Raw genomic sequence first — 14,887 nt, 5'->3', positions numbered from 1 at the left:
ACAACAAGAACAAGGAAGCATAAGCATGGCAGACATCACCAAACCGAAAGTAGACGTCGTCCTGGTCGGCATGGGCTGGAGCGGTTCCATCATGGGCATGGAAATGACCGAAGCCGGCCTTACCGTGGTGGGCCTGGAACGCGGCGAGAACCGCGACACCAATCCCGATTTCGCCTATCCGAAAATCGCCGACGAACTCACCTATGCGCAGCGCTACAAGCTGATGCAAAATCTCAGCAAGGAAACCATCACCGTGCGCCACTCGCCCGGTGAAGACGCCTTGCCGTATCGCCAGCTCGGCTCCTTCCTGCTCGGCAACGGCGTCGGCGGCGCCGGCGTGCACTGGAACGGTGTCACCTGGCGCTCCTACGACGCCGAGCTGCAGATGCGCAGCCACTATGAGCAACGCTACGGCAAGCGCTTCATCCCGGTCGACATGACGATCCAGGACTGGCCGATGACGTATGCAGAACTCGAACCTTTCTACGACCGTTTCGAATACATCGCCGGCGTGTCGGGCAAGGCCGGCAATCTCGACGGCAAGATTATCGAAGGCGGCAATGTATTCGAAGCGCCGCGCAAGCGCGACTATCCGCTGCCGCCGCTGAAGAACAATGCGCCCGCCACCCTGTTCGAAACCGCTGCGCGCGAAGTCGGCTACCACCCGTTCCCGATCCCCGCCGCCAACGCCTCGCAGGCATACCAGAATCCCTACGGCATGCAACTGGGTCCCTGCAACTATTGCGGCTATTGCGAACGCTTCGGCTGCTACATGTATTCCAAAGCGTCGCCGCAAACCTGCATCCTTCCGGCGCTACTGAAGAAACCCAATTTCGAACTGCGCGACAAGTCCTACGTCACCCGGATCAATCTCGCGAGCGACGGCAAGCGCGCCACCGGCGTGACCTACATTGATGCGCAAGGGCGCTCGGTGGAACAGCCGGCCGACCTGGTGATCCTGTGCGCCTACCAGATGCACAACGTGCGGCTGCTGCTATTGTCGGGCATCGGCAAACCCTACGATCCCAAGACCGGTGTCGGCACGGTCGGCAAGAACTACGCTTACCAAAAGAACAGTTCGGTATCGCTGTTCTTCGACAAGGATTTTGCGGCCAACACCTTCGCCGGCGCCGGTGCCGGCGGCCAGGTGTTCGATGACTTCAACGGCGACAATTTCGACCACGGTCCGCACGGCTTCGTCGGCGGCGCTTATATCAGCGCGATGGTCACCGGTGGCCGTCCGATCGGACAATCCATCGTGCCGCCCGACACGCCCAAGTGGGGTAGCGGCTGGAAGAAGGCGCTCAAGGACAACTATCTGCATTCGTTCAACATCGGTTCGGAAGGATCGGTCATGGCCAACCGCGACAACTATCTCGACCTCGATCCGACTTATCGTGACGCCTACGGCTTGCCGCTGCTGCGCATGACTTTCGACTGGAAGGAAAACGAAATCCGCATGACCCAGTACGTCACCGATCGCGTGGTGGAGGTTGCCAAGGCGATGAAGCCGAAGCTGATGCACGCCAGCGCCACCAAATCCGGTGAGCATTACGATGTGCGCCCTTATCAGACCACCCACACCACCGGCGGCGCCATCTGCGGCGACCGTCCCGACAACAGCGTGATCAACAAGTACCTGCAATCGTGGGACGTGCACAACCTGTTCATCATGGGCGCCAGCGCTTTTCCGCAGAACTGGGCCTACAACCCGACCGGCATGGTCGGCGCTCTGGCCTACTGGTCGGCAGCCGCAATCCGCGAGCGCTATCTGAAAAACCCCGGCCCGCTGGTGCAGGCATGAGCGCGCGTCGCTTCGGGCAGGCTGTGCTGGCGACGGCAGCGCTGAGCCTTGCGGCGGTAGCCGTCGCGCAGACGGTCAATCCGACACCGTCGACGCCGCAACCGCAGCAGATCCAGCGCGGCGAATACCTCGCCCGTGCCGGCGACTGCATGGCCTGCCACACGGTCAAGGGCAAGGCGCCATTCAGCGGCGGCCTGCCGATGAACACGCCGTTCGGCACCATCTATTCGACCAACATCACGCCGGACAAGCAAACCGGCATCGGCGACTACAGCTATGACGATTTCGCCTCGGCGCTGCGCAAGGGAAAAGGCCGCAACGGCGTGCGCCTGTATCCGGCGATGCCCTACACCTCGTTCGCCAAGCTCAGCGATGAAGACGTCTCGGCCCTGTACGCCTACTTCATGCAAGGCGTGAAGCCGGTACAGCAGGACAATCCGAAGACCGCGTTGCCGTTCCCGTTCAACATGCGCATTCTGATGGCCGGCTGGAACATGCTGTTCTTCGAGAACAAGCCGTTCAAGGCGGACTCGACCCAAAGCATCAGCTGGAATCGCGGCGCCTATCTGGTGCAAAGCCTCGGCCACTGCGGCGCCTGCCATACGCCGCACGGCCGTTTCGGCCAGGAGAAATCGCTGGATGGCGGCGATGAAGGTTTCCTGTCCGGCTACACGCTGGACAACTGGCACGCACCCAGCCTGCGCAACGACAAGGACGGCCTGGGCCGCTGGAACAAGGAACAGATCGCCTCCTACCTGCGCACCGGCCGCGCCACGGACGGTGCGGCCTTCGGCGCAATGAGCCAGGTCGTCAATGACAGCACGCAATACCTCAGCGACGCCGACCTGCTGGCCATCGGTGAATACCTGAGCAGTCTTCCTGGCAAGAAGTCCGGCGACGGAGCTGCGCCGGCGACGGCGGCATCCAACGCTGCCGGCGCCGACCAGCCGGCCACGCTGGAGCTGCGCTCGGGCAAGCTGCAGACTGCCGGCGCGCTGGTCTACCTCAACAACTGCAATGCCTGCCATCGCTCGGACGGCACCGGGGCGATGAAGGCTTTCCCGGCGCTGGGCAAGAACGCGGTGGTCAACGTGGCCGATCCGACGTCGCTGATCCATGTGGTGCTGGCGGGCAGCGCGATGCCTTCCACCAAGTCGGATCCTTCGGCGATGGGGATGCCGGCGTTCGGGTGGCGGTTGAGTGATCAGGAGGTGGCGGAGGTAGTCAGCTTCATTCGTGGGAATTGGGGTAATCATGCTGCGGCGGTTACTGCTGAGCAGGTGGCGGTTGTGAGGAAGGGTGTGGAGAAGTGAGTGTGATGCTCGCTTTTCTTCTGTGACTGTTGTTCCGACTTCTGTTTGTCGGTAGCTTCTGCGGTTTGTTCTTCGGACGACCCTGCCGGGGGTAGCCCGGCGGCTACTCACTTTTCTTGTCTCGCCAAGAAAAGTAAGCAAAAGAAGCGACCGCTGGTTCGTAGCCCCTTCGGGGTTCCCGGCGTCGTCAGGCGCAAATCGGGAGGGGAAACAAACTCGCTGCGCTCAGACAAGTTTCCCCTCTTTATCCGATTTGCACCTGCCGCCACCGGCTACTCGCAAGCGGACTGCCAGACTGGCTCGCTGCGCATCGCCAGGGGACGGAGGGGGCTCGATGGTCACAGTTCTCCGCGGTCAGTTCAAGAAAGAATGAGAATCACGATGCCGCAGGCGAGCCACCCAAGGCAAGGCGAAGCGAGCCGAAGAAGAAGTTCCGCTTATGAGTCGCCGTTGGTGACGTGCTCAAATCGGAAAAAGAAGGGAAACTTGTCTGAGCGCAGCGAGTTTGTTTCCCTTCCCGATTTGAGTGCGGCGCCAACGGGAACCCCGAAGGGGCGGCGAATCGCGGTCGCCTTTCTTTGCTTACTTTCTTTGGCGAAGCAAAGAAAGTGAGCGGCTGCCGGGCCGCCCCCGGCAACCACGGCCGTCCGAAGAAAGAAAAGAATAAGCTACAGAACAACGGCAAGTCGGAACAAAACACAAAGAGGCAAAACAACTATCCCTCCATCTCCCCCACCCACTCCCCATCCTGCATCTTGGGATAAACCTTAACCAACAAAATCTTCGGCCCCTTCATCTTCTTGACCACGATGTCAAAAGCATGAAACTCCACCTTCTGCCCTTCCTTCGGCACTTCACCCAGCTTCTCCATGACCAGTCCGCCAACCGAATCGACCGTCTCGTCATACTCGAAATCGATGCCCAGCATGTGCTCCAGCGTCACGATAGGCAGGCTGCCCTTGCCCAGCAACGTGCCGTCATCCTGCCGCGTCCACTCATTGGAGGTGTGACGGAACTCATCGCGGATCTCGCCCACCAGCACGCTCAGCAGATTGTCCAGCGTGACAAAGCCCAGCGGCGCCTGCCCCTTGCGCCCGATGATCGCAAAATGCGGCGAGCCGGTGCGGAAACGGCGCAGCAACTCCTGCGCCGACAGGCTCGGTGAAATGTACTGCACCGGACGCAGGTAATGGCGCAGGTCGACAATGGCCTTGCCGTCCTGCTGCGCGATGAAGACATCCTTCAGATGCAACAGTCCCAGCACTTCCTGCTGCCCGGCGTCGAAATACGGATAGCGGCTGAAACGGTTGCGGTAAATGATCTGCATGTTTTCATCATGCGTATTGGCCGCGCTCAGCGCGACAATCTCGTTGGCCGGGCGCATCAGGTCCATCACCTTGAGGTCGCCGAAGTCGAGCGACTGCGCCAGCACGCTCCACTCCTGCGGCGTGAACTTGCCGGTCTTGCCGCCGGAGCGCAGGATCAGCTTGAGCTCGTCCGAGGAATAGTGGGAATCGTGCCCGTGCACGCCGCCCAGGCCGGTCACGCGCAACACCCAGTTGGCGCTCAGGTTGAGCAGCCAGATCGCCGGGTACATCATCCAGTAAAAACCGTACAGCGGCATCGCGCACCACAGGCCGATGCGCTCCGGGTTGCGGATCGCCATCGACTTCGGCGCCAGCTCGCCGACCACGATGTGCAGGAAGGAAATGATCACGAAGGCGAAGACGAAGGACACGCCGTGGATCAGCTCCAGCGAACTCACGCCGAGCAAGGCGAACAGGGGTTCGAGCAGGCTGGCGAAGGCGGGTTCGCCGATCCAGCCCAAGCCCAGCGACGCCAGCGTGATGCCGAGCTGGCAGGCCGACAGGTAGGCGTCGAGTTGATTATGGACAGTCGCCAGTATGCGGCCGCGCAAGCCCTGCGTCTTGACGATGGCTCTGATGCGGGTCTGGCGCAGTTTGACCAGACCGAATTCTGCTGCGACGAAAAAACCGTTCAGCGCGACCAGAAAGAGGGCCGCGACGATCAGCAAGATGTTTTCCAACGAGGGTACCTATTGAGTAGTAAAGAAAGTGCGCCTGCCGAAGAGCAGCTAACAAAACAGCGCGAAGTCCGACGGGCCGGGCCGCGGATGCGCAATGAAGAAATCGCGAGCGGGAAAAACTGCGAAGGTTTTGTTAGCTGCTCTTGCATGTTGCTGCAAGCACAAGACGTAATTTAACACGAGACGGCACACGGCCAGGCGTCTTCTCCGGAAACGATGTCATTCCGGCAAAAGAGCCGGAATGAGAAAATCGCCTCAGCGTTTCAGTTCTGGCGTGATGAAACGCAGTCCCAGCACGACATAGCGGCCGCGCGTATCGGCTCCGAAGGTATTGCCGTAAGTCAGGTCAAGTTCCACATGTTCCGGTACCAGCGTTGCGCGCACACCGGCCTGGTAGGACGGCTTGCCCTTGTTCTCGCCGAACACTTCCCCGATGAACGAGAGCCGGTCGATCAGCCTGGTCTCGTTGCCGAGACCCCAGGTCAGGCGCGTGGTCTGCTCCTTGCCCTTGCGGATGGCGCCCAGATTGGTGTGCAGCAGCACCGCATCTTCCTTGAACGAGAACGAGGTCAGCAACTTGGAATAGACATTCCACGAGCGCCGGCGGCCGTCGTCGCCACTGTCGGTCTGGCGCACTGCGCCAGCCAGCATGCCTACACCATAACCGTCGGGCGACATTTCGCGGAACACGGTCTTGCCCTGCAACTGGCTGTTGGCCAGGTACATCCCGGTGCCGTCGCGTTGCCAGGAATTGCCCCACGACACTTCCAGATTGCCGGTCAGGTTGCACGATGGATTGAGCCAGCGCTCGGTGCCGTCGCGATTGAATTTGCCCCAGGCTTCCAGTTGGCATTTGTTGGCGCCGAGGACTTGTGCGTCGTCGACATTCATTGCACCGGCGGCAAATGCCGACTGTACCCCCAGCAATCCGTGGACGGCCACGGTTGCCATCAAGATGTATTTTTTCATAGAGATCTCGTCATTGAATTCTGACGCAGGCTGCGATGGTTTGCGTCGGGCCTGATGCTAGCACCATGCCTTCAGGACAAGCAATCGGAAAACGGATGAGAACGGGGGCAAATACGGAACAAACGCGGAAGAACGGCAAATAAGATGGAATTATCAGATAAAAAACCACAGTCGCAACACGCTGTATTGCGACTGCTTATCGTTTACTTTCGACGCGCGTGCTGCACGTGGCACGCATGCAATCCCTGCAATCCCATGCGATCCCATGCAATTCGCCGCCGATCAAATCAGCGCCGCATCAGCGCTTGCGCGGACGCGCCGGATCCGGCAAACCGCACTTCAGAAACTCGCCGCGACCGGCGGCACCTTGCGGCTCCTTGCCGTCATACACCACCTCGCCGCGCGACAGCGTGACCACCGGCCAGCCGGTCACCGCCACGCCTTCATACGGCGTGTAGTCGACGTTGTGATGCAGGTTATCGTTGGCGATCACGACTTCCTTGTGCGGATCCCAGATCGCGATGTCGGCGTCGCCGCCGATGGCGATCGTGCCCTTCTGCGGATACAGGCCGTACATCTTGGCCGGATCGGTCGCCGTCAGTGCGACGAAACGATTGAGGTCGATGCGGCCCTTGCCGACGCCCTCCGAGAACAGGAGCGGCAGGCGCGTCTCCAGTCCCGGCGTGCCGTTCGGGATGTAGCGGAACGGCACTTCCTTCCCGCCCGGCATCTTGCCCTTGGGATCGGCGTAGCGAAACGGCGCATGGTCCGATGAGAACACCGTGAACAAGCCGTTGGCCAGGCCGTCCCAGATGTATTGCTGGTTCTCCTTGTCGCGCGGCGGCGGGCTGCAGATGCACTTGGCGCCGTGATAGCCCTCCTGGTCAAGGTCATCCGCCGTCAGCATGAAATACTGCGGGCAGGTCTCGGCGTAGATGCGCAGGCCATGACCATGCGCCCAGCGGATTTGCTCGATGGCTTCCTTGCCCGAGACGTGCACGATCAGGATCGGCACGTCGACCAGCTCTGACAGTGCGATCGCGCGATGCGTCGCTTCGCGCTCGACCAGCATCGGCCGTGAAGTCGCATGGTACTTCGGCGCGGTCAATCCGGCGTCTTCCAGTTGCTCCGTGAGCCATGCGATGCAGTCGGCGTTTTCAGCATGAATCATCACCATCGCACCCTCGCGCCGCGCGATGGCCAGCACGTCGATGATCTGCCTGTCATTGAGCTTGAGATCGTCGTAGGTCATGTAGATCTTGAAGGAGGTGTAGCCTTCGCTGATCAGTTGCGGCAACTCTTCCTTCAGGACTTTCTCGGTCGGGTCGCTGACGATCATGTGGAAGGCGTAGTCGATCACCGCCTTGCCCTCGGCGCGGCGATGATAGTCCTCCACCGCGGCGCGCAGCGACTGTCCCTTGGCCTGGGCAGCAAACGGAATCACCGTCGTGGTGCCGCCGCACGCCGCCGAGATCGTGCCGCTGCGGAAATCGTCGGCCATCTCCAACCCCTCTTCCATCGGCTGGTCGAGATGGCAATGGCTGTCGACGCCGCCCGGCAGCACCAGCTTGCCGGCGGCATCGATCTCGCGTTTGCCGGACGCAAGATTGCGCCCCATCGCCACGACCTTGCCGCCGGCGATGCCGACATCGCACTGCATGATGTCGGATGCGGTGGCGACGGTGCCGTTGCGGATTACCAGATCAAAATCTTCCATGTCGCGACCGTCCTTACGCGACGTCGCGGAACAGGCTGCCCCAGCCGCGGATGCGCGACGGATCCGATCCGGCCTGCCTGAGCGACTTCCACACCACGGTGGAAATCGTGTCATAGATCGGGATGCCGACCTCGCGCTCCAGCTCTTCCACCAGCGGCGCACCGCGCAGGTTGGTGCAGAAGATGGTGATGGCCTGCGGCTTTTCCCTGGCGACCTCGCGCACCATGGCGCGCAACTCGTCGGCGCCGACTTCGGAGAACGAGAAATTGTCCTGCTTGCGCAGATGGCGCTCGGCGATGCACTCCATGCCGGAGGCGGCGTAGTTCCTGATGATGGCGGCCTGGACGTCGTCGAGGTAAGGCGTCACCAGGCCGAAGCGCTTGACGCCGGTGATGTCGAAAATCTCGTTCAATGCCAATACCGACGTGCATGCCGGAATGCCGGTCGCTTCGGTGATGCGGCGGCACAGGCGTTCGTCGGCGTCGAAGCCGAGCCAGCCCGACGAGGTGCCGTTCCAGCCTATGCTCTGCACCTTGGCGTGCGCCAGCAACTCGGCGGCGCGCAGGATCTCGCTGTCGTCGAATTGCGCCAGCGCCTGATTCGACAAGGCGATCTCGGTCACGCGGAAGCGGCCGAAGTGGGCGCTGGCTTCGGGAATGTCCGCGATCATCGCGGTGGTGACCGGCTCCAACGTGGTGTTGGAGGACGGCGTCAGCATGCCGAGCAGGGTACGTTGAGTCATGATGGTTTCCTTGAAATCTATGCCGCCAGCTTGATGGCGTCGGCATGGGCCAGCGCGGATTCCTCGCGGATCAGGCTCAGCACATGGCGTTTGTATTGGTTGAATTCGGCGGTGGTGGTGTCGCGCGGCCGCGCCAGGTCGATGTCGATCAGGTCGCGGATGCGGCCCGGACGATGCGTCATGACGGCAACCTTGGTCGCCAGCACCAGCGCCTCGTCAACGCTGTGCGTGACGAACACGATCGTACCCTCATAACGCTGCCACAGCGTGACCAGCTCTTCCTGCATTTCCATCTTGGTCTGCGCATCGAGCGCGGCAAACGGCTCATCCATCAGGATCACTGACGGATTCTGCAACAGGGCGCGGGCGATGCCGACGCGCTGCGCCATGCCGCCGGAAAGCTCGGCCGGAAAGTGGTTTTCAAAGCCCTTGAGCTTGACCGTCTCGATGAACGGCTGAGCCGCGGCGCGGCGTTCGGCGGCACTCTTTCCCTGCAGCTTGAGCGAGAATGCGATGTTGTCCCACACCGGCAGCCACGGCATCAGGTTAGCCTGCTGGAACACCATGCCGCGGTCGGCGCCGGGACCGGTGATCGGCTTGCCGTCGACGGTCACGCTGCCCGAGGTCGGATGTTCGAAGCCCGCGATCATGTTCAGCAGCGTCGACTTGCCGCAACCGGACGGACCCAGCAAGCAGAGGAATTCCTTCTTCCCCAGGCTCAGCGTGACGTTGTCGATGGCGAGCATATCGCCGCCGCTATTCTTGTCCTTGCGTTTTTTATCCTTGAAGACCTTGACGATATTATTGAGTTCGATGAATGCCATGCTGTTCTCCTTACGCTTTGCCCTGTACCGTCGCCACGTGTTGCCAGCGCAGTACCGAATTCATGATCAGTTTGAGGATCAGGTCGGCCAGATAGCCGAGCAAGCCGATGCTGATCATGGCCGCGATCACCAGGTCGTAGCGCAGGAAATAATACGAATCCCACAGCGCGTAGCCGAGACCGCTCTTGACCGCCACCATCTCCGCCGTCACGGTCAGCATCCAGGCGCTGCCGATGCCGATGCGCAAGCCCGCGAAGATGCTCGGCATCGCCGCCGGCAGGATCACGAAGCGCAACAGCTGGCCCTGATTGGCGCCGGCCATCGCCGCTGCGCGCAGCAGGTTGCGGTCGGAGGTTTTGACGCCGTGCACGGTGTTCATCAGGATGGGAAAGAACGCGCCGAGGAACACCAGGAAGATCGCCGGCTTGTTGGCGATGCCGAACCAGATGATCGCCAGCGGAATCCACGACACCGGCGGAATCGGACGCAGCATCTGCACCGTCGGTTCGATGGCGCGCTCGACCCAGCGCCACCAGCCGATCGCCACGCCCAGCGCGATGCCGGAAACCGCCGCGATCAGGTAACCCGCGGTGACCCGCATGCAGCTGGCCATGGCGTCGAAGATCCAGCGGCCGCTGCTATCCTGGGCCGCTTCGCTGTAGCCGAAGATCCAGTCCGTCCATGTCGCGAACACGCGCGACGGCGCCGGCAACAAGGAGGCAGGAATCGCCCCCGAACGGGAAAACGCCTCCCAGAACAGCACCAGAAAAATCGGTACGGCGAATCGCCACTTCGCCTCCGACAAGGAGCGCATCAAACCATTCATAGTGATCACCTGCTTTCTATCCTGTTAAATCAGCATTGCGCCTGAATCAATAACCCAGTTCGGACTTCGGCTTCTTCGTCACTTCCATCAGGAAGCTGTAGTCCATGTTCTTGTCGATCTGCGCCGAAACGTCGGTGGAGATGTACTTGAGGTCCTTCATCATGGCGCCGATGGCTTGTGTCTGTTGACGATACATCTTGAAGTCCGGATAGGAATTCTTCAGCGCTTCGGTGGCGACGGTCTTGTCCAGACCGGTGCCCTTGACGATGCTGGCGACCCAGGCCTGCTTGTCCTTTTGCAGGCTGTCGACCAGGCGCACCACGGCGGCGACGGTTTCCTTCACTTCGGCCGGATGTTCCTTGATCACGTCAGAACGGGTCACGATCAGGTTGGTCAGACGGCCGGCCGCCTGCTTGTAGGGGAATGCAAAATGCTTGCCGACGCCGGTCATGCGGATCTGCGAAGCGAACGGCTCGACCGAGCAGATCAGCTCGACTTCGCCGCGCTGCAGGGCTGCGGCGTGATCGGATGGATTCGGGATGTTGACGAATTGCACGTCCTTGTTCGGGTTGATGCCGTTCAGGGCCAGCTCGCCGCGCATGTGCAAGTCCTGCGCATTGCCGCGCGAGGCCGCAATGCGGAATGGCTTGCCCTGCGCCTTGTAGTCGGCGATCAGTTTCTTCAGACCGGCCCAGTCGTCGGAGGCCAGCGCAGTATCCTTGCCGACCAGCATTTCAGAGCCGCCGTTGACCTGCCCCGATACCGCCACCAGGTCGAAGCCCTTGTCGAGGCCGCTGACGAAGGACAGGTAAGTCACCTGCGCGATGTCCACGCTCTTGGACACCAGCGCGGTCAGCGCATCGCTGCCGGCGGTGAAGTTGATGCCTTCGATGTCGACATTCCTAGCCAGCTCAGGCACCAGCGCCATCGACATGCAGTGCGCACACTTGGCATAGGCCAGCTTGAATTTCGGTTTGGCCTGGGCTTGTGCCTGACCTGCGCCGGCGAAAGCCAGGCTCAAGGCCAGGCCGGCGGCCACGACGACGGTGCGCATGACGGACGAACGCGGCAGTTTTTCTTGTGCGCCGGATACTTGATGGTGCATGGTGACTCTCCCGTAAGTAATTCAAAGATGGAACTCATCAAAACAATGAGCATGGACTGCAATGTAAATTGTGACAATTTAAAATACTAATTGCGACAAACAATGCAATACCTGTGCCAGGACAGTTTCAATCGGTTTTTACCGGGAAGAACAGATGAAAGGGCGTGAATTCACTGCGGCGAGGCAGCAGAAGGCATCCATGCTGGTGCAAAAGAATGGAAATCGAACCAAACCGGTGCGACAAAATAATTTGCAAATGTGGAGAAAATTTTTATTAATTGTGACAATATATCCCCACAAAATCGATCGCCCCAGGACAACGCAATGACCAGCACCGCCAACACCGCCGTGATCACGAAGATGGTGCGGGTCATGATGCTGGCGCCGTTCCTGCTGGTCTTGTCGGCTTATGTACGGCGCGACCGGGCCGTGGCCGCTACCGGGAAGAGCGCCAATACCTCGCGCCTGGCCGGCGTGCCGTGGTTTGCCTTCGCCTTCATCGGCATGGTGGCGCTGAACTCGCTGCTGCCGATCCCGGCTGCCGCGACCGGCGCCCTGCTCGACGCCGACACCTTCCTGCTGGCGATGGCGATGGCCGCGCTGGGCCTGACCACGCACCTGTCATCGGTGCGCCGCGCCGGCATGCGTCCGCTGCTGCTGGGGGGAATGCTGTTTGCCTGGCTGGTGGTGGGCGGTGCGGCGGTCAATGCCGTCGTGACATTTCTAATGCACTGATCCCTTGACGATCAGTTCCCGAATGATGCGGATGGTGTCGATGTCCGCCTCTTCATACGCCGAGCGACGGAACTGGTCGTAGAAAGCCTTTTCGGTGCCGGCCTCTTCGTCCGGCGTGCCGTCGTCGTATTCGAAACGCACGAACAGCGCCTCTTCCTCGGGCTCTTCGATCGTCATGCTCAGACTGGACGTGGGGATGTCGCCCTGCGCCGGCACGTGGTAGTGCACGCGCTGCAGCGCTTCATAAGTCACGACGTCATGGATGCGCAATTCGCCGTAGCGCAGCATGCGCCTGACAGCCGCGTCCGTCTTGTCGGACAGCACGCATTCGTCGAGATGCTCCATGAACAATTGCGGCGCTTCAGCGCGCAGGACGAGGCCGCGCCACAGCTGTTCGCGGGTCAGATTGTCGATCAGCGGGTTGAGCGGATCGTTGATTTGAATCAAGTGATTGAATTTCATGCCGGGACCTGTTTACTTGTGCCGTTATTGTCCCACAGAAGGCCCGGCCGGACAGGGTCGCCCTGCTACAATGGCGCGTTATTCCTGTTCCCGTCCCGATCGATCCCTGCATGTCTTCTGCCCCCGCATTTGGTCTCAACGCCCCACAGAGCGAAGCCGTTCTGTACATGAACGGCCCTTGCCTGGTACTGGCAGGCGCCGGCTCGGGCAAGACGCGCGTCATCACGCAGAAGATCGCCCACCTGATCGAGAACTGCGGCTACGAGTCGCGTCACATCGCGGCGCTGACCTTCACCAACAAGGCCGCGCTGGAAATGCAGGAACGCATCGCCAAGCTGCTCAAGGAACCCAAGCAGGCCAAGCACCTGACTGTATCAACCTTCCATTCACTGGGCGTCAAGATCCTGCGCCAGGAAGCCAAGCACCTCGGGCTGAAAGATCGCTTTTCGATCATGGACAGCGACGATTGTTTCTCGCTGGTGCAGGATCTGGCGGTAACGACCGACAAGCAACTGATCCGTCGCATTCAGAATGCGATGTCGCTGTGGAAGAACGGCCTGATCGACCCCGAGCTTGCGCTCAGGAACGCGGTCGATGAAGAAGAGGCGGTGGCCGCACGCATCTATCGCAGCTATGTGGCCACGCTCTCGGCTTATCAGGCGGTCGACTTCGACGACCTGATCCGCTTGCCGGTCGAGCTGTTCCGCAACAACGAAGAAGTCCGCGATCGCTGGCAGCGCCGCCTGCGCTATCTGCTGGTCGATGAATACCAGGACACCAACACCTGCCAGTACGAACTGGTCAAGCTGCTGGTCAGCGGCATCGGCAAGAAGCCGATGTTCACCGCCGTGGGCGACGACGACCAGGCGATCTACGCCTGGCGCGGCGCCACCATCGAGAACCTGAAGACGCTGCAGATCGACTTTCCCAATCTGCATCTGATCAAGCTGGAGCAGAATTACCGCTCCAGCACGCGCATTCTGCAAGCCGCCAATTCGGTGATTTCCAATAATCCCAAGCTGTTTGAAAAAGCGCTCTGGTCGGAACACGGACTGGGCGACCCGGTCAAGGTGATGGCGATGGACGACGACGAGGCCGAAGCCGAACAGGTCGCCATCATGCTGTCGGCGCATCGCTTCGAGCGCCGCGCAAAATTCTCCGATTACGCGATCCTGTACCGCGGCAATCACCAGGCGCGCATCTTCGAAAAGGCGCTGCGGCGCGAACGCATTCCCTATGTCATGTCGGGCGGCCAGAGTTATTTCGACCGCGCCGAGATCAAGGACATCATCAGCTACCTGCGCCTGATCGCCAATCAGGACGACGATCCGGCATTCATCCGCGCCGTCACCACGCCGCGCCGCGGCATCGGTCAGGCCACGCTGGAAGTGCTCGGCACGGTCGCGGGTCAATGGCAGTGCTCGCTGTTCGAAGCCGTATACAAGGGCGCGCTGGAAGACAAGCTCCCCGACAAGCAATTGCTGCCGCTGCGCCAGTTCTGCGACTTCATCAACAACCTCGAATCGCGCGCCAGCCGGCCGGGTCCGTCCGGCAGCGGCGAGAACGCCGCGCAGGTGCTCGACGACATGATGGAAGCGATCAACTACGAAGGCTATTGCTACGACGCCTTCGACGAACGCCAGGCGCAGAGCAAATGGCAGAACGTGCAGGAATTCACCTCCTGGCTCAAGGAGCGCGGCTGCGGCGGCAAGGATGGCGAAGGCGAAGAAAAGAACTTGCTGGAGCTGACCCAGATGGTTGCACTCATGACCATGCTCGAAGGCAAGGACGAAGAACAGGACGCCGTGCGCATGTCGACCTTGCACGCGTCCAAGGGGCTGGAATATCCGCACGTGTTCCTGATCGGCGTGGAAGAAGGAATTTTGCCGCACAAGGGCGATCCCGATGCGCCGGCAGAGACCATCGCCGCGCGCATTGAGGAAGAACGCCGCCTGATGTACGTCGGCATCACGCGCGCCCAACGCAGCCTGCAGATCACCTGGTGCAAGCGGCGCAAGCGCGCGCGCGAATTCACCGCCTGCGATCCGTCGCGCTTCATCAAGGAAATGAACCTCGATGTCGGCGACGCCGTGCCCAAGGAAGAAGAAAAGATCACGCCGCAGAACCGGCTGGCCAATCTGAAGGCCTTGCTGCAACAACCGCGCAGCACGCCGACACCGTCGAACGACTGATCCTGCCTTCGCCGGATTTGTTGCACATTTTCCAATATTTACGCACCAAAAACGCGACCGCACCTGATTTTGCGCCGCGAATCGCGTTGAACCGGCCGGTAAACGTTTACAATCCTCCCCTTTCCGAAACCCCGGACGGGCATGCGCCGCG

The 14,887-nt window shown here is 60.9% G+C and carries 11 protein-coding genes and 1 pseudogene; 4 read left to right on the top strand and 8 right to left on the bottom strand.

The features are described 5' to 3' along the window. The first annotated feature begins 25 nt into the window (after nucleotides 1–25). Both F506_RS04110 and F506_RS04105 read left to right on the top strand, forming a co-directional pair. Nucleotides 26–1,804 (top strand): GMC family oxidoreductase, encoded by a 1,779-nt coding sequence (locus F506_RS04110; protein WP_053195457.1) that lies wholly within the window; start codon nucleotides 26–28, stop codon nucleotides 1,802–1,804. Next, the gene (locus F506_RS04105; RefSeq protein ID WP_235471363.1) at nucleotides 1,801–3,117 is read left to right on the top strand and encodes a cytochrome c; all 1,317 of its coding nucleotides are present in this window, start codon (nucleotides 1,801–1,803) and stop codon (nucleotides 3,115–3,117) included. Before F506_RS04110 ends, F506_RS04105 begins: the two co-directional genes overlap by 4 nt. Before the next feature lie 715 nt (nucleotides 3,118–3,832). On the opposite strand, the gene F506_RS04100 is transcribed toward F506_RS04105, so the two are convergent. From F506_RS04100 to F506_RS04070, 7 genes are all read right to left on the bottom strand, one after another. Further along, nucleotides 3,833–5,164: a hemolysin family protein gene (locus F506_RS04100; RefSeq protein ID WP_053195456.1), complete on the bottom strand. Its 1,332-nt coding sequence runs from the start codon at nucleotides 5,162–5,164 to the stop codon at nucleotides 3,833–3,835. Nucleotides 5,165–5,419: 255 nt separating this feature from the next. After that, nucleotides 5,420–6,133, bottom strand: a complete 714-nt coding sequence (locus tag F506_RS04095; protein ID WP_053195455.1) for a hypothetical protein — start codon at nucleotides 6,131–6,133, stop codon at nucleotides 5,420–5,422. Nucleotides 6,134–6,431: 298 nt separating this feature from the next. Next, a complete protein-coding gene (gene hydA / locus F506_RS04090; RefSeq protein ID WP_053195454.1) occupies nucleotides 6,432–7,850 on the bottom strand; it encodes a dihydropyrimidinase in 1,419 nt (472 codons plus the stop codon). Nucleotides 7,851–7,863: 13 nt separating this feature from the next. Then, nucleotides 7,864–8,592, bottom strand: a complete 729-nt coding sequence (locus F506_RS04085) for a maleate cis-trans isomerase family protein (protein WP_053195453.1) — start codon at nucleotides 8,590–8,592, stop codon at nucleotides 7,864–7,866. A gap of 17 nt (nucleotides 8,593–8,609) precedes the next feature. Beyond that, nucleotides 8,610–9,416: an ABC transporter ATP-binding protein gene (locus F506_RS04080; protein WP_053195452.1), complete on the bottom strand. Its 807-nt coding sequence runs from the start codon at nucleotides 9,414–9,416 to the stop codon at nucleotides 8,610–8,612. Between the two features lie 10 nt (nucleotides 9,417–9,426). Beyond that, nucleotides 9,427–10,242 (bottom strand): ABC transporter permease, encoded by an 816-nt coding sequence (locus tag F506_RS04075; protein WP_053195451.1) that lies wholly within the window; start codon nucleotides 10,240–10,242, stop codon nucleotides 9,427–9,429. Nucleotides 10,243–10,288: 46 nt separating this feature from the next. Continuing rightward, nucleotides 10,289–11,347, bottom strand: a complete 1,059-nt coding sequence (locus tag F506_RS04070) for an ABC transporter substrate-binding protein (RefSeq protein ID WP_144423990.1) — start codon at nucleotides 11,345–11,347, stop codon at nucleotides 10,289–10,291. A 333-nt stretch (nucleotides 11,348–11,680) separates the two neighbouring features. Here F506_RS04070 and F506_RS04065 point away from each other — a divergent pair. Next, nucleotides 11,681–12,082 (top strand): annotated as a pseudogene (locus F506_RS04065) (putative sulfate exporter family transporter); the annotation flags it as partial. On the opposite strand, the gene F506_RS04060 reads toward F506_RS04065, so the two are convergent. Then, on the bottom strand, nucleotides 12,071–12,544 hold the full coding sequence (locus F506_RS04060; protein ID WP_053195450.1) for an SRPBCC family protein: 474 nt from the start codon (nucleotides 12,542–12,544) through the stop codon (nucleotides 12,071–12,073). The pseudogene F506_RS04065 and the gene F506_RS04060 overlap by 12 nt on opposite strands. 110 nt (nucleotides 12,545–12,654) lie before the next feature. On the opposite strand from F506_RS04060, the gene F506_RS04055 reads away from it, so the two are divergent. Then, nucleotides 12,655–14,736 (top strand): UvrD-helicase domain-containing protein, encoded by a 2,082-nt coding sequence (locus F506_RS04055; RefSeq protein ID WP_053195449.1) that lies wholly within the window; start codon nucleotides 12,655–12,657, stop codon nucleotides 14,734–14,736. Nucleotides 14,737–14,887 lie beyond the last annotated feature (151 nt).

The sequence above is a fragment of the Herbaspirillum hiltneri N3 genome (assembly GCF_001267925.1).
In the GTDB taxonomy this organism is placed as follows: Bacteria; Pseudomonadota; Gammaproteobacteria; order Burkholderiales; family Burkholderiaceae_D; genus Herbaspirillum; species Herbaspirillum hiltneri.
This window is presented reverse-complemented; position numbering and strand designations above follow the sequence as displayed.